Source organism: Pseudomonas sp. PA27(2017) (assembly GCF_001945445.1).
Lineage (GTDB): Bacteria > Pseudomonadota > Gammaproteobacteria > Pseudomonadales > Pseudomonadaceae > Aquipseudomonas.
In genome coordinates this window covers 63,498-81,575 of sequence record NZ_MSXW01000016.1, presented here as the reverse complement: position 1 = coordinate 81,575, position 18,078 = coordinate 63,498, and the positions used below count along the sequence as shown (strand labels likewise).

Sequence of the window (18,078 nt, the reverse complement as noted above, 5' to 3'; positions counted from 1 at the left end):
GGGTATGAACATGGTGCTCGGCGACGCGCTGTCGCTGCTGCTGTTTCGGTTGCATAACGGCCGCCTGCTGGGCATCAACCTGCTCAAGGTCAACGAGATCATTCCCTGCCCCGCCCTGACCAAGATGCCCAGCCGACATCCCCATGTACGTGGCGTCGCGACCCTGCGTGGCTCGGCGCTCACAGTGATCGATCTGGCCCGGGCGATCGGCGAGCGCGGCGGCAGCGATACCGGCGAAGGCTGCCTGATCGTCACCGAGCTGAGCCGCTCGCGGCAGGGCCTGCACGTGCACAGCGTCGAGCGTATCGTGCAGTGCCCGACCCGCGACGTGCGTCCGCCACCTTCGGGGGCCGGCACGCGCGCGTTCATCACTGGCGTGACTCAGATCGATGGGGTCATCGTGCAGATTCTCGATATCGAGAAGGTGCTGCATGAAATCGCCCCGGCACCGCTGGAAGACGTCAACGTGGAGTTGCTCACCCCGGTCGAGCGCCAGCTGTTGCAAGGGCGACGTGTGCTGGTGGTCGACGACTCCCAGGTGGCGATTCAGCAGACGCTGATGACCTTGCGCAAGCTGGACCTCGATTGCGAGGCCGTGCGCAGCGCGGCCAGCGCCCTCGAAGTGCTCAAGCGCGCGCGCGAGGAGGGGCGACCCGTCGAGGTACTGGTCTCGGATATCGAGATGCCGGAAATGGACGGCTATGCCCTGGTTCAGCAAATCCGTAAAGACAGCCAACTGGCCGACACCTACGTGTTGCTGCACACCTCACTGGATAGCACCATGAACACCGAGAAGGCCCGCTCGGTAGGTGCCAACGACGTGCTCACCAAATTCTCCAGCGTGGATCTCAGTCAAGCACTGCTGCGCGCCTTTCAGCGTCTGCAGGGCTGAGGCTACTCGACGCGCTGTTCGCCGGTGAACTGCAAGGTGATCTTGCAGCGTCGGCAGAAGTAGCGGCGCCCCTTGGCCACTAGCGCGTGGCGCTGGGCGGAGAACGGAAACTCGCCTTGCGGGCACTGGCAACGGTAGATGAAACGGCTGACCTGGCGGCGCTTCACGTCATAAGTATGGCAGCGGTGCGGCGGCAGTTCGTAGACGCCGCGCATGATCAACTGCCATTCCTCGCCGTGGGGCTGGATGCTTAGGCCGAACAGCTGGTGGGCGATCAGGTGGGCCACTTCGTGGGCGACGGTCTGGCGCAGGAAGTCTTCCTGGTTCTCGCGATACAGCTGCGGGTTGAAGCGCAGCTTGTTTTCGGTGAGATGCGCCACGCCGGCTTTCTGCCCGCGTAGCTTGAAGCTCACCTGCGGGCGGACGAAGCGCCGCTTGAAGAAGGCTTCCGCCTGCTGGTAACAGGCTTCGACGCGGGTGTGGATCTGATCGGGCATGGCGGCTTCGAGGGCGGGTAACTGGCGTCGATTATGCCGCAGATCAGCGCCCGCTGCAGGGCCAGGAGCCGAGCGGTGGCCTCAGGGGCTGTTCAAGATCTATATGCGCATGAAGCGGCAGCTACAAGGCGGAAGCGGTCATCGGCGCAGTATCTGTAGGAACGGGCGGGGACGCCCAGTCCATGCCCGCGATTTTTCGCGCGCATGGCCCGCTCCTACAGTGGATTGGCGAACGGCCGTTTGCGCCCCTTAGCTACAAAAAAATAGGCGAGCCTGGACCGAAAGATTATGAACAGGCTCTCAGCGGTAGTAGCGCTGCAGCGTTTCCATGGCGCTGTTGATGCGCTGCAGGCGCTGCGTGCAGCCGCCTCGGTCCGGGTGATGAAGGCTGACCAGCTGCCGGTAGCGCTGGCGGATGACGCCCAGGTCAAGCTCGCCAGCCTGCTCGTCGAACTCAAGCGCCGCCAGGGCCTGCTGCCGATCTTCCGCGCCGTGCAGGCGCACCCAGAAGGCGCCGAGCATCTGCTCGACATCCTCAGCGCCGGTGTCACGCAAGTGGGCGAGATCGAGGTAGTACTCGCGCAGTGGCTCCTGTTCGCTCAAGGCGCTCTCTGCCGCCTGATAAGGCATCAAGCGTATGCATAACGGGCTTATCTGCAATGACGCGCGGCCCGCGGCATGTAGCTCGTCGCGCAGCCGATACAGCGTATGGAAGAGCAGAAAGTGGCTGCGAAACAGTTCCAGGGTGTCGCTCGGCAGGCGCTCGTCACGACCCTGCCAGCGGCTCAGGCGCAGCATCAGTTCGTACTCGGAGAGCCCTTCGGGCGCGGCCTCCAGCAAATCGAGCAGCCGGCTGCCGGGTAAGGTTTCCTGGTTCATCGGCTTTCCTTGGTCGATGAGAGGGTATGTTGTTGGCCGGTTTCGTCGGCATGCCGACGGTTAGCCGTTTTGTAGCTGGGGTGCGCCTCGTTTTCTGGGTAAAATGCGCGGCTTCAGTACTTATAGCGGATTCTTGCGCGCCATGGGCACCCTCTCGGTCAATCAGAACAAGCTGCAAAAACGCCTGCGTCGTCAGGCCGGCGAGGCCATCGCCGACTTCAACATGATCGAGGAGGGGGACAAGGTCATGGTCTGTCTGTCCGGTGGCAAGGACAGCTACACCATGCTCGACATCCTGCTGCACCTGCAGAAGGTCGCGCCGATCAAATTCGAGATCGTCGCAGTGAACATGGACCAGAAGCAGCCCGGCTTCCCCGAACACGTGTTGCCGGCCTACCTGGAGTCCATCGGTGTGGCGTATCACATCGTCGAGAAAGACACGTACTCGGTGGTCAAGGAAAAGATTCCGGAAGGCAAGACCACCTGCTCGCTGTGCTCGCGCCTGCGCCGCGGCACGCTGTACACCTTTGCCGACGAGATCGGCGCGACCAAGATGGCCCTTGGTCACCACCGTGACGATATCCTCGAAACCTTCTTTCTCAACATGTTCTATGGCGGCACGCTCAAGGCCATGCCGCCCAAGCTGCGTGCCGACGATGGCCGCAACGTGGTGATTCGCCCGCTGGCCTACTGCAGCGAGGCCGATATCGAGGCCTACAGCACGCTCAAGGGATTTCCGATCATCCCGTGCAACCTGTGCGGCTCCCAGGAAAACCTGCAGCGCCAGGTGGTCAAGGACATGCTGCAGGAGTGGGAGCGAAAGTCGCCGGGGCGTACCGAGATCATGTTCCGCGCCCTGCAGAATGTGGTGCCTTCGCAACTGGCTGACCGCAACCTGTTCGATTTCACCAGCCTGAAGATCGACGAGCAGGCCACGCCGCGCTTTCTGAACGTGATGAACCTGTAATTTCGAGGGTTGACGCCAAGCGATGCAAGATTATCGATGGCTGCATGAATACTGCGTGAACCGTTTCGGCTCGCTCGAGGCACTCGAGGCGCGCCTGCCGCAGCCCGTCTCCGACAAAAAGCTACGGGCGCTGGGTAATGATCGCTACCTGTCGATCATGAGCCTGCGCATATTCCGGGCTGGCCTCAAACACAGCCTGGTCGATGCCAAGTGGCCGGCCTTCGAGGAAGTGTTCTTCGGCTTCGATCCGGAAAAGGTCGTGCTGATGGGCGGCGAGCGCCTGGAGCGTCTGATGCAGGATGCTCGGTTGATTCGCCATCTGGGCAAGCTCAAGAGCGTGCCGCGCAATGCGCAGTTCATTCTCGACGTGGAGTGTGGTGCGCTGAGCGGGCCTGCCGCTGCCGCGAAGGCCGGCACGCCGAAGCCGGGTTTCGCCTTTGGCGCGTTGATCGCCGATTGGCCGGTGACCGATATCGTCGGTCTCTGGCACTGGCTGGCCAAGCAAGGCAGCCAGTTGGGCGGGCTTTCCGCGCCGCGTTTCCTGCGCATGGTCGGCAAGGATACCTTCATCCCCAGCGATGACATGGTCGCCGCCCTCAAGGCCCAGAAGATCATCGACAAGACGCCCAATAGCCAGCGCGACCGGGCGGCGGTTCAGGCCGCCTTCAATCAGTGGCATGCAGAAAGCGGCAGGCCGATGTGTCAGCTTTCAGTGATGCTGGCGCACACGGTCAACCATTGATGGCGGCGCAACTGCAGCGCCTGGTGTCAGCGTTCATCGATGCCCGGCGCATCCTAATCATCACCGGGGCGGGAATATCGGCCGATTCCGGCTTGCCGACCTACCGCGGCATCGGCGGCCTCTACAACGACCATACCGATGACGGTGTGCCGATCGAGGTGGCAATGTCCGGCGACATGCTGCGCCGCGATCCGGCGCTGTGCTGGAAGTATCTGGCGCAGCTTGGCAGCGCTTGCCTGGGCGCCCAGCCCAATGCCGCCCACCGGGCGATAGCCGAGCTGCAGACGCTCAAGCCGGATTGCTGGGTGCTGACCCAGAACATCGACGGCTATCATCGCCTGGCCGGCAGCCCCGACGATCGCTTGATCGAGATTCACGGTGAATTGGCGCCCCTGTATTGCCAGGTTTGCCGGGAAACCGACGAGCGGTTGGGCGAGCATCTGCAGCGACCCCTGCCGCCTATGTGCGTGGCCTGTGGAGGGGTGTTGCGGCCACCCGTAGTGTTGTTCGGCGAGCGGCTGCCGCCACTGGCCGTAGAGCGTCTATATGGGCAGATGCGGGAGGGCTTCGACCTGGTGATCAGTGTCGGAACCAGCGCCAGCTTTCCTTATATAGCCGAGCCGCTGATACAGGCGCGCCGTTCGGGCAAGGTCACGGTCGAGGTCAATTTGTCGCACACGGACGTCAGCGCACTGGTTGACTTCAGGCTGGAAAAGCGGGCCTTAGATGTTTTCCCGGAACTACTGAGTCACATTGCTGATCATAATATTTGCAAATGATCCCGTTAGCGGGCATAGTCGCGGCTGATCAATTTTCATGCCACGGTCGTGCCCATGCGCCAACGCTTCGCACCCCTCGTGCCTCTCGCACTCACAATGGTTCTCGCCGCGTGCGCTAACCATGCTCCACAATCCCAGATTGATGCGCCGTCGGCCCAGGCTTCCTTGCCTGCCAGGCCAGTCGTAGTAGCGCCCGCTCTCGATCAGGCCGATGCCGGTGCAGACGACGCCGCTGCCGAATTCGCCGATCACGCACCCTATGAGCTGCCGCAGTTGGCCGACAGCGTGCTGGAAAAGGGCATCTCCCTGATCGGCACTCGCTACCGTTTCGGTGGCAACTCGGTGAAGACCGGGTTCGACTGCAGTGGCTTCATCGGTTACCTGTTCCGCGAGGAGCTGGGCATGGAACTGCCGCGCTCGACCCGCGACATGATCAACATCGATGCTCCGTTGGTCGAACGCAAGGCGCTCGAGCCGGGTGATCTGGTGTTCTTCAGCACCGCCGGCCGTGGCCGCGTCAGCCATGCAGGCATCTACCTGGGTGACGATCAGTTCATCCATTCCTCCAGCAGCCGCAGCGGTGGCGTGCGCATCGACAGCCTGGATGATGGCTACTGGAAGCGTACGTTCATCGAAGCCAAGCGCGTTCTGGCGCTGGCGCCGACCGAGCATCTGGCCTCCCAGCACTGATAAATCGTTGCCTGATCGAGTCGGTCGGGCAACAATTTTAATGTTTTCAAGTGACTGCAGCGTAAAGCTAAAGCTTGCACTGCAGTTGTGAACGCGGCAGAGTAGGGCGCATTCAGGCTCCAGGATCGTCCGTCCATGACTGCCACCATCCGCATCGCCTTCCTCTTGCTCGCGGCACTGCTCAGTGCTTGTTCCAGCCGGGCGCCCGTACCTGCTCCGAAACCTGTCGTCGTCATGCCTGCTCCCGGTGCCTATCAGGGTGGCGCGGATGATGTGCTGTTTCGCGCGCTCGGCCTGGTGGGTACCCCTTATCGCTACGGCGGCAACACGCCGGACAGCGGTTTCGATTGCAGCGGCCTGATCGGCTACGTGTACCGTGATGCCGCCGGCATCAGCCTGCCACGCTCGACCCGCGAGCTGATCAGCATGCGCGCGCCGACCATCGGCCGCGATTCCCTGCGCAGTGGTGACCTGGTGTTCTTCGCTACCAGCGGTGGTAGGCAGGTCAGCCATGCCGGCATCTACGTCGGTGAGGGGCGCTTCGTGCATGCGCCGTCATCGGGCGGCACCGTCCGCCTGGACAGCCTCGGCAACAGTTACTGGCAGCGCACCTATATCGAAGCCAAGCGCGTTTTTCCGGTGGAGCTTGCCAGCCATCCCTGAGCTGCCGTCGCCCAGAGCAGCGCTACATGGCTGACTCTCCGATTGACGCTTATGCCGTCAGTCCTTACCCTTTGCGACCTGCTTCAGGTGTCCCTGGTCTCGGCCAGGGGTGAAACTGGGAAGTCGGTGCGCTGCCGCCAAGCGAGCAATGCCGACGCTGCCCCCGCAACGGTAAACGAGCCCAACCATGCTTCTGGCCACTGTATCTTCGATGCGGGAAGGCGGCGTGGTTCGTCGTGTTCTGTGAACGCGGCACTCGTGAGCCCGGAGACCGGCCTGTCGCTTTTTCCTTAGGTTGCGCGGTGGGCGCGGCCGGTGCGCGGCCCTAGGGCCAGCCCCTGCCTGCTCCTGCGTGATCGTTTTTATCGTCGGGCACCGATACGTGCTCGAACCGCGCGAGCTTGCTGGCGCCGAGGAGATCCCATGAGCGAATCGACCCCATCCCCCAGCCGCGAATCGGCCGAGCGCGACGCGCGCCATAACGCCCGCATGGCGCGCAAGAAAGCGCTGATGGACGAAAAGATCGCCCAGGCCCAGGAAGAATACGGCTTGCTGCTGGTGCACAGCGGCAACGGCAAGGGCAAGAGCAGTTCGGCCTTCGGCATGGTTGCCCGCGCGCTCGGCCATGGCCTGAAGGTGGGCGTGGTGCAGTTCATCAAGGGCGGCATGGCCACCGGCGAGGAGCACTTCTTCCGGCGCTTTCCCGATGAAGTCAGCTACCACGTGATGGGCGAGGGCTACACCTGGGATACCCAGGATCGCCAGCGCGATATCGAGAAGGCACGCTTGGCCTGGGATGTTGCCAGGCAGTTGCTGAACGATCCGCAGATCGCCCTGGTGGTGCTGGACGAACTGAACATCGCTCTCAAGCACGGCTACCTGGATGTGGACGTGGTGCTGCGCGATATCGAATCGCGCCCGGAGCTGCAGCACGTCGTGGTGACCGGTCGTGGCGCACCGCCAGCCCTGCTCGAAGCGGCCGATACGGTGACCGAAATGACCCTGGTCAAACACGCCTTCAAGGCCGGTGTGAAGGCGCAGAAGGGCGTGGAATTTTGAGCACGACAGATGCGCTTTCCGCCGAGCCTGGGGCGCCACGGCAGTGCCCGGCCCTGGTGATCGCCGCGCCCGCCTCGGGGCAGGGCAAGACCACCGTCACTGCTGCCCTGGCGCGCCTGCACACCCGACGAGGCAAGCGGGTACGGGTGTTCAAGTGTGGGCCGGACTTTCTCGACCCGATGATTCTTTCCCGCGCCAGCGGCAACCCGGTCTATCAGCTGGACCTGTGGATGGTCGGCGAAGCCGAGAGCCGCCGCCTGCTCTGGGAAGCCGCTGGCGAGGCCGATCTGATTCTGATCGAAGGGGTAATGGGCTTGTTCGACGGTTCGCCGTCGGCAGCTGACCTGGCGCGCCGTTTCGGTGTGCCGGTGCTCGGGGTGATCGATGGCTCGGCCATGGCCCAGACCTTCGGCGCCCTGGCCGTCGGCCTGGCCAGCTACCAGCCTGACCTGCCGTTCTCCGGCGTGCTCGGCAACCGCGTCAATCCGGGTCGCCATAACGACCTGATCCGTGACAGCCTGCCGGCTTCGATCCGCTGGTATGGCTCGTTGCCACGCCGTGCGGCCATCGAACTGCCCAGCCGGCACCTCGGCCTGGTGCAGGCTGGCGAACTCGTCGACCTCGATACGCGCCTGGATACCGCGGCCGATGCCCTGGAGCAGACGGCGACGATCACGCTGCCGCCGCCGGTGAACTTCGCCGCGCCCTCGACCGAATCGGTAGCGCCGCTGCTCGCTGGCGTACGCATCGGTGTGGCTTTTGATGCTTCCTTCGCGTTCATCTACCAGGCCAATCTCGACCTGCTCGAGCAGATGGGCGCGACGCTGACGTTCTTCAGCCCGCTGACCGACGAGGCGCTGCCCGACGTGGACAGCCTTTACCTGCCGGGCGGCTACCCGGAGTTGCATCTGCAGGCGCTGGCCGCCAATCGGCCGATGATCGACGCCATCAAGGCCCATCAGCAGGCCGGCAAGCCGCTGCTCGCCGAGTGCGGCGGCATGCTGTATCTGCTCGAGTCGCTGAGCGATGTCGCTGGCGAGCGCGCCGAGCTGGCCGGTCTGCTGCCTGGCACTGCGCAGATGCAGAAGCGTCTGGTTGCCCTGGCCCTGCAGAGTGTCGAACTGCCCGAGGGCGTGCTGCGCGGGCACAGTTATCACCACTCGCGCCTGGACTCTGCGCTGCAGCCGCTGGCCCGCGGTGACTGCCCGAACGACAAGCCGGTCAGCGAGGCGGTGTTCCGACTCGAGCGCCTGACCGCGTCCTATATTCATTTCTACCTGCCTTCCAATCCGCCAGCCGCTGCGGCGTTGTTTCGTCCATGACCGCGCACGCCTTCAGCGCCGAGGAGCGCGCCGCGGTCTACCGCGCCATTGCCGAGCGCCGTGACATGCGCCATTTCAGTGGTGGCGAGGTCGCGCCCGAGTTGCTCGCCCGCCTGCTCGAAGCGGCGCACCAGGCGCCCAGCGTTGGCTTGATGCAGCCGTGGCGTTTCATCCGCATCACCCGGCTGGCGCTGCGTGAAGACATCTATCAGTTGGTCGAGCGCGAGCGCCAGCTGACCGCCGAGGCACTGGGCGAGCGCTCCGACGAATTCATGCGGCTGAAGGTCGAGGGCGTTCGCGACTGCGCCGAAGTGCTGGTGGCGGCCTTGATGGAAGGCCGCGAGGCCCACGTGTTCGGCCGACGCACCTTGCCGGAAATGGACATGGCGTCGCTTTCCTGCGCGATCCAGAACCTGTGGCTGGCGGCCCGTGCCGAAGGCCTAGGCATGGGCTGGGTGTCGCTGTTCGACCCCGTCGCCCTGGCCGAGCTGCTGGGCATGCCGCCGGGCAGCAAGCCGGTCGCGGTGCTCTGTCTGGGACCGGTGCAGGCCTTTTACCCAGCGCCGATGCTGGCCCAGGAAGGTTGGGCGCAGGTACGGCCGCTGCACGAGCTGCTGTTCGAGGATCGCTGGGATCAGCATGAATAACGAGAGCCGTCCATGAGCCTGATCCTCAGCGCTGTTGCGGGCGTGACCCTGGATGCCGCCCTCGGCGAGCCGAAGCGCTGGCACCCGCTGGTGGGCTTCGGCAAGCTGGCCAACCGCCTGGAGCAGCGCTTCAACCCGTCCGGTGGCGGCTGGCGCAGCCATGGCGTGAGCGCCTGGTGCCTGGCGGTGCTGCCGTTGACGCTGCTTACCGTGCTGCTGGTGCAGCTACCGTGGATAGGCTGGCTGGTGCAGATCGTCGCCCTCTACGCCGCCCTGGGGCTGCGCAGCCTCGATCAGCATGCCCAGCCGGTGGCCCAGGCGCTGCGCCTGGGTGATCTGCCGGTGGCTCGCCAGCGAGTGGGCTACATGGTCAGCCGGCGTACCGAGGACCTGGACGCCACTGGTGTGGCCCGTGCGGGTACCGAGTCGGTGCTGGAGAACGGCAGCGATGCGGTGTTCGCCGCGCTGTTCTGGTTTCTCGTCGCCGGGGCGCCGGGCGTGGTGCTGTACCGCCTGAGCAACACCCTGGACGCCATGTGGGGCTACCGCAACGAGCGCTTCGAGCGCTTCGGCTGGGCCGCCGCGAAGATCGATGATCTGCTCAATTACGTGCCGGCCCGGCTGGTGGCGCTGACCTATGCCGTACTGGGTCACAGCGCCTTGGCGATGCGTTGCTGGCAGCGCCAGGCACCACGATGGGACAGCCCCAACGCCGGGCCGGTGATGGCAGCGGGAGCGGGTGCGCTGGGCGTCAGCCTCGGCGGCGCGGCGGTCTATCACGGTGAGCTGCACCAGCGCCCCGAGCTGGGCGAAGGCCCGCCGCCACGGGCGCGGGATATCGAGCGGGCGATGAACCTGGTGTGGGGCGGCGTGCTGCTCTGGTTGCTGCTGATGCTGATCGTGGAGGTGTGCATTGCTTGAGCACGGCGGGCGGTTGCGCAAGGCGGCGCTTCGCTATGGTATTGCGCTGGGCGACTGGCTGGACCTTTCGACCGGCGTGGCGCCATACGGCCTGCCGCTTCCGGAAATTCCCGCGCAAGCCTGGAACCGCCTGCCGGAGCAGGACGACGGCCTGGAAGCCGCCGCCTGCGCCTATTACGGCGCTGCCGACCTGCTGCCAGTGGCCGGCTCCCAGGCGGCGATCCAGTGCCTGCCGCGGCTGCGCCGCGAGGCACGGGTCGGCATCGTCTCGCCGGCCTACGCCGAGCACGCGGCGGCCTGGCAGCGTGAAGGGCACCGGGTGCTGGAGATCAGCGAGGCCGGCGTCAATCGCGCCCTGGAACGGATCGACGTGCTCTTGCTGGTCAACCCCAACAACCCTACCGGGCGGCGGTTTTCCCCCGAGCAGCTGTATGCCTGGCATGCGCGTCTGGCCGAGCGGGGCGGCTGGCTGATCGTCGATGAAGCCTTTGTCGACTGCACCCCGGAGCAAAGCCTGGCGGCCCATGCACAATTGCCAGGGCTGATCGTGCTGCGCTCGTTCGGCAAGTTCTTCGGCATGGCCGGTGCCCGGCTGGGCTTCGTGCTAGCCGAACGCACGCTGCTCGATGAGCTGGACGAAATGCTCGGACCCTGGACGATCAGCGGCCCGACCCGCTGGCTGGCGACCCGGATGCTCGAAGACAAGGCTGCTCAGCAAGCCCAGCGCCAGCGCCTGAGCAATGATGGCCAGCGCCTGGCCAGCCTGCTGCGTGAGCATGGTCTGGCGCCCACCGGTGGCTGTGCGCTGTTCCAGTGGATCGCCAGCGAGCACGCTGCGCTGCTGCATGAATTCCTCGCCTGCAATGGCATCTTCTCTCGCCTGTTCGAGCGCCCGGCCAGCATTCGTTTCGGCCTGCCGCCCGATGAAGCCGGTTGGCAGCGCCTGGCCGCGGCGCTAAAGGTCTTTGCCGAGGAGGCACGATGAGTAATCTGCAAGCCGGCGCCACCCTGATGGTGCAGGGCACCACCTCGGATGCGGGCAAGAGCACCCTGGTGACCGCTCTGTGCCGCTGGTTGCAGCGCCAGGGCATCAGCGTGGCGCCGTTCAAACCGCAGAACATGGCGCTCAACAGCGCGGTGACCGCCGACGGTGGCGAGATCGGTCGGGCCCAGGCGGTGCAGGCCCAGGCCTGTGGCCTGCCGGCGCACACCGACATGAACCCGGTGCTGCTCAAGCCCAACAGCGACACCGGCGCCCAGGTGATCATCCATGGCCAGGCCGTCGGCAACATGAATGCGGTGGCCTATCACGACTACAAGCGCGTCGCCCGTGAAGCGGTGCTGGCGTCTCACGCTCGCCTGCGGGCGAACCACCAGGTGGTGATGGTCGAGGGCGCCGGCTCGCCGGCCGAGATCAACCTGCGCGCTAACGATATCGCCAACATGGGCTTTGCCGAAGCGGTCGACTGCCCGGTGATCCTGATCGCCGATATCGACAAGGGCGGCGTCTTCGCGCATCTGGTCGGCACGCTGGAGCTGCTTTCGCCGAGTGAGCAGGCGCGCCTCAAGGGCTTCGTGATCAACCGGTTTCGCGGTGATATCGCCTTGCTCAAACCGGGGCTGGACTGGCTCGAGCAGCGCACCGGCAAACCGGTGTTGGGCGTGTTGCCGTACCTGATGGATTTCCATCTGGAGGCCGAGGACGCCATCGACCGGCGTCAGGTGAGCAAGGCCGATCAGGTGCTCAAGGTGGTGGTGCCGGTGCTGCCGCGGATCAGCAACCACACCGATTTCGATCCACTGCGCCTGCATCCACAGGTGGAGCTGACCTTCGTCGGCCCCGGCGAAGCCATTCCGCCGGCCGACCTGATCATCCTGCCCGGTTCCAAGAGTGTACGCGCCGACCTCGCCTTCCTGCGCAGCGGCGGCTGGGCGGCGGCCATCGACCGGCACCTGCGCTACGGCGGCAAGTTGCTGGGCATTTGTGGCGGCTTGCAGATGCTCGGGCGCCGGGTCGAGGACCCGCAAGGGCTGGAAGGGCCGGCGGGTGGCAGCGACGGTTTCGGCCTGCTGCAGATCGATACCGTGCTGGAGCCGCACAAACAGCTGCGCAACGTCAGTGGCCGGCTGTGCCTGAACGATGCCGCCATCAGCGGCTACGAAATCCATGCCGGGGTGACGTCCGGCGCCGGCCTGCAGCGCGCCGCCGTGAGGCTCGACGATGGCCGCAGCGACGGCGCCTCGAGCGAAGATGGTCAGGTCATGGGCACCTATTTGCACGGGCTGTTCGAGTCCTCGGCGGCGTGCAGCGCATTGCTGCGTTGGGCCGGGCTGCGTGACGTGCAGACCTTGGATTACCACGCGCTGCGCGAGCGCGACATCGAGCGCCTCGCCGATCTGGTCGAAAACCACCTGGATAAAGCCGCCTTGCGTGCGCTCTGCGGTCTGGACGAGGAGGCGTGCTAGATGCGTGAGCTGATTCTGGGTGGCGCCCGCTCGGGCAAGAGCCGCCTGGCAGAACGCCTGGCCGCCGAGTCCGGGCTGGAGGTCGTCTATGTTGCCACCAGCCAGCCGCTCGACGGCGAGATGAACAGCCGCATCCGTTCGCACCGTGACCGCCGCCCGGTCGAGTGGGGGCTGGTCGAGGAGCCTTTGGCGCTGGCGCGAGTGCTCGAAGACCAGGCTTCGCCAGGGCGTTGCCTGCTGGTCGACTGCATGACCCTGTGGCTGACCAACCTGCTGATGCTGGAGGACGAAGCACGCCTGAGCTGCGAGTGCGACGCACTGCTGGCGGGCCTGCAAGCCTTGCCCGGTCGGGTGATTCTGGTCAGCAACGAAACCGGCCTCGGCGTGGTGCCGATGGGCGAGCTGACCCGCCGTTACGTGGATGCCGCCGGTTTGCTGCACCAGGCCGTTGCCGAGCGCTGCGAGCGCGTGGTGTTCACCGTTGCCGGCTTGCCGATGATTCTCAAGGGAGACCCGTTATGACCCTCGACTGGTGGCTCAACCCCACGCAGCCGCTGGACCCGGTGGCGCGCGACAAGGCCGCGGCTCGCCAGGCCCAACTGACCAAACCGGCCGGCTCGCTTGGTGAGCTGGAGCGCCTGGCGGTGCACCTGGCGGCGCTACAGGGCCGTGAGCGGCCGCTGATCGACAAGGTGTGGATCGCCATTTTTGCCGGCGACCACGGCGTGGTGGCCGAGGGCGTCTCTGCCTATCCGCAGGCGGTGACCGGGCAGATGCTGCGCAACTTCGTTGCCGGCGGCGCGGCGATCAGCGTGTTGGCCCGTCAGTTGGGCGCTGCCCTGGAAGTGACCGATCTGGGCACTGCCGAGCCGCTAGAACCGTTGCCGGGCGTGCGTCATCTGCAAGTCGGCGCGGGTACCGCCAACCTGATGCGCGAGGCGGCGATGACCCCGGCTCAGGCGTTGATCGCCATGCAGGCCGGGCGCGACAGCGTGAGTCGGGCTGCCGAACAGCGCCATGAGCTGTTCATCGGCGGCGAAATGGGCATCGGCAATACCACCGCCGCCACAGCGCTGGCCTGCCTACTGCTCGATTGCCCGGTCGGCGAGCTGGTAGGGCCGGGCACCGGCCTGGCGGCGGCCGGCGTTGCCCACAAGGCGCAGGTGATCGAAACGGCCCTGAAGCTGCACCAGGGCGCCGCCGATCAGCCCATCGAGGCCCTGCGGCGCCTCGGCGGCTTCGAGATCGCCGCGCTGAGCGGCGCCTACCTGGCCTGCGCCCAGCAGGGCGTGGTGGCGCTGGTCGATGGTTTCATCTGCAGCGTCGCGGCCTTGCTGGCAGTGCGCCTGAACCCGGCCTGCCGCGACTGGCTGCTGTTCTCCCACCAGAGCGCCGAGCCCGGACATCAGCGCCTGCTCGCCGCGCTGCAGGCCACGCCGATCGTCAGCCTGGGGCTGCGCTTGGGCGAGGGCAGCGGGGCGGCGCTGGTGGTGCCGATGCTGCGCCTTGCCTGTGCGCTGCATAACGGCATGGCCACCTTCGCCGAAGCAGCGGTTGCGGATCGCCCGGCTTGATCCTGCATCTGCTGCGCCACGGCGAAACCGAGCAGGGTAGCGGCCTGCGTGGCAGCCTCGACGATGCCCTGACCGAGGCAGGCTGGGCGCAGTTGCGCGCGGCCGTGCAGGCTGATGAGCACTGGGATGCGCTGGTCAGCTCGCCGCTGCAGCGCTGTGCGCGTTTTGCCGAAGAACTGGCGGCTGCCCGCGGCTTGCCGCTGCAATTGGAGCCGGGTCTGCAGGAACTGCATTTCGGTGAATGGGAAGGGCGCACGGCCGCGCAACTGATGGAAACCGATGCGGATGATCTTGGCCGCTTCTGGGCCGATCCCTATGCGTTCACGCCACCGGGCGGCGAGCCACTGCCGGCTTTCGAAACGCGGGTATTGGATGCGCTGCAACGATTGCACGCCGAGTATCGTGAACGACAACTGCTGGTGGTCACCCATGGCGGCGTGATGCGCCTGTTGCTGGCCAGGGCGCGGGGCTTACCGCGCGAGCAACTGCTGCAGGTCAGCGTGGCCCACGGCCAGCGCGTGCACCTGCAGTTCGATGGGCGCGGGTTGCGGGAGCTACCATGACGCCATTGTGGATCGCTCTGCAATTTCTCACCCGTTTGCCGGCGCGCCTGGCGGGCATGCCCACGCCGCAGCAGATGGGCCGTTCGCTGCTGTTCTACCCAGTGGTAGGCGTGGTGATCGGTGGGTTTTTGATCGTTTCCGCTCATCTTCTCGACGGTGCGCCGGTGCCATTGCAGGCGGCCTTGTTGCTGACTCTGTGGGTGGGCCTGACCGGTGCCTTGCACCTCGATGGCCTGGCCGACAGCGCCGATGCCTGGATGGGCGGTTTCGGTGATCGCGAGCGTACCCTGGCGATCATGAAGGATCCGCGTAGCGGCCCGATCGCCGTAGTGGTGCTGGCATTGCTGCTGCTGCTCAAGTTCACCGCCTTGCTGGCGCTGCTCGAACAGGGTGATCACCTCGTATTGCTGCTGGCGCCGGTGCTGGGGCGAGGGGCGCTTCTGGCACTGTTTCTCTGCACGCCCTACGTGCGGCCCGGCGGGCTCGGCGATGCGCTGAAGACTCATCTGCCGCGCTCCAGCGCCACGGTCGTGCTGGCCATGACCGCGTTGCTTGGCCTGCTGCTCGGCGGTTTCTGGGTGATGGTGGCGGTAGCGGGCGTCTTTCTCTGGCTGCGCCGGATGATGCTGCAGCGCCTGGGCGGCACGACCGGCGATACGGCGGGTGCGTTGCTGGAAGTGATCGAGTGCGCGGTGCTGCTCGCTGCGGCGCTGCAGGTCAGCTAAGAGCCTGTGCATGATCTTCCGGCCCAGGTCCGCCGATTTTGGCAGCTAAGTGGGGCGGAAACGGCCGTTATCCGATCCATTGTGGGAGCCGCGACCTCGCGGCGATTCGCTCAGGCACCGCCGAAATAGGCAGTCAGACTGCAATCGTTTCGCCCCGAGGTCGGGGCTCCCACAGGTTGGTTTGAGTCTCTGCTCCTGCCTCGTAGTTACCGCTTCAGCGCATAAAGATCGTGAGCAGGATTTGAGCTCGAAAGACACCGTGTTCGGCTTTCGCCCGATTCGGCAGCACATAGCTTGTTGAAGCCAAATTACGGGTATATACCTATATCCATGTTGCCGACCGAATGCCTGTGCACTCGCTTGCGTCGCGCCAGTCGTGGCGTCAGCAAGCTGTATGACGACGCCTTGAGCGGTGTCGGGCTGAGCGTTGCCCAGTATTCTCTGCTGCGCCACCTGCAACGGCTCGATCAGCCGAGCATCACTGATCTGGCCGATGCGGTGGGCCTGGAACGCAGCACGCTGGGGCGCAACCTCAGGCTGCTCGAAGGGCGCAGCCTGGTGGCCCTGGCGGACGGCGCCGATCAGCGTAATCGCCTGGTGAGCCTGACCATCAGAGGCGAGAAGCTGCTCGCCGAGGCGCTGGATGCCTGGCAGGGTGTGCAGCTCGAACTCAAGCACCGGCTACAACCGCATCATCTGCAAGCGCTGGACGAATTGCTCGCCAGCCTGGATTGACGGGCAGGGCGGTGCCACTGCCATTTCCCGTTTCGACCTACAACAAAAGGACATGCAATGAATTCGGTTTGGCGTACCAGCGTCTGGATCATGTTGGGGGCTTCGCTGATCCTCGCCCTGTCCCTTGGCGTCCGTCACGGCTTCGGCCTGTTCCTGTCGCCGATGAGCGCGGATTTCGGCTGGGGGCGTGGCGTGTTCGCTTTCGCCATCGCCTTGCAGAACCTGATCTGGGGCATTGCACAACCGTTTACCGGGGCCCTGGCCGATCGTTTCGGCGCGCAGCGGGCGATCATCGTTGGCGGCGTGCTCTATGCAGCGGGCCTGGTGCTGATGGGCTTGGCGGACTCACCGCTGTCGCTGTCACTGAGCGCGGGGCTGCTGATCGGCATCGGCCTGTCGGGTACCTCGTTCTCGGTGATTCTCGGCGTCGTCGGTCGGGCCGTGCCGGTGGAGAAGCGCAGTATGGCCATGGGCATCGCTGCGGCGGCCGGCTCCTTCGGCCAGTTCGCCATGTTGCCGGGCACCCTGGGGCTGATCGGCTGGCTGGGTTGGTCGGCTGCGTTGATTGCCTTGGGCATGATGGTGGCGTTGATCGTGCCGTTGGCGCTGATGATCAAGGATCGCCCGCAGGTCAGCCAGGGGCCCCAGCAGACCCTGGGCGAGGCGCTGCGCGAGGCCTGCAGCCATTCCGGTTTCTGGCTATTGGCGCTGGGCTTTTTCGTCTGTGGCTTCCAGGTGGTGTTCATCGGCGTGCACCTGCCGGCCTACCTGGTCGACCAGCATCTGCCGGCCATCGTCGGCACTACGGTGTTGGCGCTGGTGGGGCTGTTCAACGTATTCGGCACCTACATTGCCGGCTGGCTGGGCGGGCGCCGCTCCAAGCCGCGGCTGCTCAGCGCGCTCTACCTGGCCCGCGGTGTGGTCATCACGCTGTTCATCACGGTACCGCTTAGCGTATGGACGGCCTACGCCTTCGGCATCGCCATGGGGCTGCTGTGGCTGTCCACGGTGCCGCTGACCAATGGCACCGTGGCGACCCTGTTCGGCGTGCGCAACCTGTCGATGCTCGGCGGTATCGTGTTTCTGTTCCACCAGCTGGGTTCGTTCATGGGCGGCTGGCTCGGCGGTTACCTCTACGACCACACGGGCAGCTATGATCTGGTCTGGCAGATCTCCATTCTGCTCAGCGTGCTTGCCGCCGCGCTCAACTGGCCGGTTCGCGAGCAACCCGTAGCGCGTCTGCAAGGAGCCCAGGCATGACCTTCAAGCCCGCCTTCGCCCTGGCAGCGCTGGCTGTATTCGCGGTGCTCGCGCTGGTTTTCTGGGCCTGGCGCTCGAGCGGGCTGGCGATCATGCAACTGGGCATGAACCTGTGCTGAGACCGACAAGGAAACCTTCCATGCGATTGTCACTGTTTGCCGTACCGCTGGCCTTGCTGGCGTTGAGCGGCCAGCTCCAGGCTGCCGAATGCCCGGCTTTACTGGCGGATCAGGGCGAGCTGCCAAAGCTGCGCTCCAAGGACAAGATCGACCTGTGCGAGCAGTTCGCCGGCAAACCGCTGATGGTGGTCAATACCGCGAGCTTCTGCGGCTTCACCTCGCAGTTCGAGGGGCTGGAGGCGCTCAACAAGCGCTATCGCGAGCAGGGGCTGGAGATTCTTGGCGTGCCATCCGACTCGTTCAGGCAGGAGTCCGACGATGCCGAGGAAACGGCCAAGGTCTGCTACGTGAACTACGGCGTGACCTTCACCATGAGCGAGACTCAGCCCGTCACCGGTGACAAGGCCATTCCACTGTTCAAGGAGCTGGCCCGGCAGACGGCTGCGCCGCGCTGGAATTTCTTCAAGTACGTGGTCGATCGCCAGGGGCAGGTGATCGCGCGGTTTTCCAGCATGACCAAACCGGATGATCCGGAGTTGATCGCGGCCATCGAGAAGGCGATCGCTTCGGCACCTTGA

The 18,078-nt window shown here is 65.3% G+C and carries 22 protein-coding genes and 1 riboswitch; of the genes, 20 read left to right on the top strand and 2 right to left on the bottom strand.

Annotated elements, in window-relative coordinates; all coding sequences use genetic code 11:
- Positions 1-4: 4 nt before the first annotated feature.
- Positions 5-892 carry a chemotaxis protein CheV gene (locus tag BVH06_RS08480; RefSeq protein WP_075930720.1) on the top strand — a complete coding sequence of 296 codons (888 nt, stop codon included), beginning with the start codon at positions 5-7 and terminating at the stop codon, positions 890-892.
- 2 nt (positions 893-894) lie between these two features.
- Here BVH06_RS08480 and BVH06_RS08475 read toward each other — a convergent pair whose 3' ends face one another.
- Complete coding sequence (locus tag BVH06_RS08475) at positions 895-1,389, bottom strand: SprT family zinc-dependent metalloprotease (protein WP_075930719.1); 495 nt, start codon at positions 1,387-1,389, stop codon at positions 895-897.
- 300 nt (positions 1,390-1,689) lie between these two features.
- The gene (locus BVH06_RS08470; RefSeq protein WP_075933774.1) at positions 1,690-2,268 is read right to left on the bottom strand and encodes a DNA-J related domain-containing protein; all 579 of its coding nucleotides are present in this window, start codon (positions 2,266-2,268) and stop codon (positions 1,690-1,692) included.
- Between the two features lie 142 nt (positions 2,269-2,410).
- Between BVH06_RS08470 and ttcA the strand changes: the two genes are divergently transcribed.
- From ttcA to BVH06_RS08380, 19 genes are all read left to right on the top strand, one after another.
- Positions 2,411-3,235 (top strand): tRNA 2-thiocytidine(32) synthetase TtcA, encoded by an 825-nt coding sequence (gene ttcA / locus BVH06_RS08465; protein ID WP_075933773.1) that lies wholly within the window; start codon positions 2,411-2,413, stop codon positions 3,233-3,235.
- Positions 3,236-3,257: 22 nt separating this feature from the next.
- Positions 3,258-3,977 carry a DNA-3-methyladenine glycosylase I gene (locus BVH06_RS08460; RefSeq protein ID WP_075933772.1) on the top strand — a complete coding sequence of 240 codons (720 nt, stop codon included), beginning with the start codon at positions 3,258-3,260 and terminating at the stop codon, positions 3,975-3,977.
- Positions 3,977-4,756 (top strand): NAD-dependent deacylase, encoded by a 780-nt coding sequence (locus tag BVH06_RS08455; RefSeq protein ID WP_075930715.1) that lies wholly within the window; start codon positions 3,977-3,979, stop codon positions 4,754-4,756. The genes BVH06_RS08460 and BVH06_RS08455 overlap by 1 nt, the downstream gene beginning before the upstream one ends.
- A gap of 54 nt (positions 4,757-4,810) precedes the next feature.
- The gene (locus BVH06_RS08450) at positions 4,811-5,446 is read left to right on the top strand and encodes a C40 family peptidase (protein ID WP_075930714.1); all 636 of its coding nucleotides are present in this window, start codon (positions 4,811-4,813) and stop codon (positions 5,444-5,446) included.
- Between the two features lie 135 nt (positions 5,447-5,581).
- Positions 5,582-6,109 (top strand): C40 family peptidase, encoded by a 528-nt coding sequence (locus tag BVH06_RS08445; protein ID WP_075930713.1) that lies wholly within the window; start codon positions 5,582-5,584, stop codon positions 6,107-6,109.
- 68 nt (positions 6,110-6,177) lie between these two features.
- Positions 6,178-6,404, top strand: a riboswitch (cobalamin riboswitch).
- Between the two features lie 128 nt (positions 6,405-6,532).
- Positions 6,533-7,168: a cob(I)yrinic acid a,c-diamide adenosyltransferase gene (gene cobO / locus BVH06_RS08440; protein ID WP_075933771.1), complete on the top strand. Its 636-nt coding sequence runs from the start codon at positions 6,533-6,535 to the stop codon at positions 7,166-7,168.
- A complete protein-coding gene (locus tag BVH06_RS08435) occupies positions 7,165-8,490 on the top strand; it encodes a cobyrinate a,c-diamide synthase (RefSeq protein WP_075933770.1) in 1,326 nt (441 codons plus the stop codon). Before cobO ends, BVH06_RS08435 begins: the two co-directional genes overlap by 4 nt.
- Entirely contained in the window at positions 8,487-9,137 is a 651-nt protein-coding gene (gene bluB, locus BVH06_RS08430) for a 5,6-dimethylbenzimidazole synthase (protein ID WP_075933769.1), read from the top strand. The genes BVH06_RS08435 and bluB overlap by 4 nt, the downstream gene beginning before the upstream one ends.
- Before the next feature lie 12 nt (positions 9,138-9,149).
- Positions 9,150-10,058: an adenosylcobinamide-phosphate synthase CbiB gene (cbiB, locus tag BVH06_RS08425; protein ID WP_075933768.1), complete on the top strand. Its 909-nt coding sequence runs from the start codon at positions 9,150-9,152 to the stop codon at positions 10,056-10,058.
- Positions 10,051-11,043, top strand: coding sequence for a threonine-phosphate decarboxylase CobD (cobD, locus tag BVH06_RS08420; protein WP_075933767.1), 993 nt, complete (start codon positions 10,051-10,053; stop codon positions 11,041-11,043). Before cbiB ends, cobD begins: the two co-directional genes overlap by 8 nt.
- The gene (locus BVH06_RS08415) at positions 11,040-12,524 is read left to right on the top strand and encodes a cobyric acid synthase (RefSeq protein WP_075933766.1); all 1,485 of its coding nucleotides are present in this window, start codon (positions 11,040-11,042) and stop codon (positions 12,522-12,524) included. The genes cobD and BVH06_RS08415 overlap by 4 nt, the downstream gene beginning before the upstream one ends.
- On the top strand, positions 12,525-13,046 hold the full coding sequence (gene cobU, locus BVH06_RS08410; RefSeq protein WP_075933765.1) for a bifunctional adenosylcobinamide kinase/adenosylcobinamide-phosphate guanylyltransferase: 522 nt from the start codon (positions 12,525-12,527) through the stop codon (positions 13,044-13,046).
- Positions 13,043-14,098: a nicotinate-nucleotide--dimethylbenzimidazole phosphoribosyltransferase gene (gene cobT, locus BVH06_RS08405; protein ID WP_075933764.1), complete on the top strand. Its 1,056-nt coding sequence runs from the start codon at positions 13,043-13,045 to the stop codon at positions 14,096-14,098. Before cobU ends, cobT begins: the two co-directional genes overlap by 4 nt.
- The gene (locus tag BVH06_RS08400) at positions 14,095-14,661 is read left to right on the top strand and encodes a histidine phosphatase family protein (protein WP_075933763.1); all 567 of its coding nucleotides are present in this window, start codon (positions 14,095-14,097) and stop codon (positions 14,659-14,661) included. Before cobT ends, BVH06_RS08400 begins: the two co-directional genes overlap by 4 nt.
- Complete coding sequence (locus tag BVH06_RS08395) at positions 14,658-15,386, top strand: adenosylcobinamide-GDP ribazoletransferase (protein WP_075933762.1); 729 nt, start codon at positions 14,658-14,660, stop codon at positions 15,384-15,386. Before BVH06_RS08400 ends, BVH06_RS08395 begins: the two co-directional genes overlap by 4 nt.
- Before the next feature lie 330 nt (positions 15,387-15,716).
- Positions 15,717-16,121 carry a MarR family winged helix-turn-helix transcriptional regulator gene (locus tag BVH06_RS08390; RefSeq protein ID WP_075930702.1) on the top strand — a complete coding sequence of 135 codons (405 nt, stop codon included), beginning with the start codon at positions 15,717-15,719 and terminating at the stop codon, positions 16,119-16,121.
- A 57-nt stretch (positions 16,122-16,178) separates the two neighbouring features.
- A complete protein-coding gene (locus BVH06_RS08385; RefSeq protein ID WP_075930701.1) occupies positions 16,179-17,381 on the top strand; it encodes an MFS transporter in 1,203 nt (400 codons plus the stop codon).
- Positions 17,378-17,500 (top strand): hypothetical protein, encoded by a 123-nt coding sequence (locus tag BVH06_RS26035; RefSeq protein ID WP_256562758.1) that lies wholly within the window; start codon positions 17,378-17,380, stop codon positions 17,498-17,500. Before BVH06_RS08385 ends, BVH06_RS26035 begins: the two co-directional genes overlap by 4 nt.
- Positions 17,501-17,520: 20 nt before the next feature.
- Positions 17,521-18,078 carry a glutathione peroxidase gene (locus BVH06_RS08380; protein WP_075933761.1) on the top strand — a complete coding sequence of 186 codons (558 nt, stop codon included), beginning with the start codon at positions 17,521-17,523 and terminating at the stop codon, positions 18,076-18,078.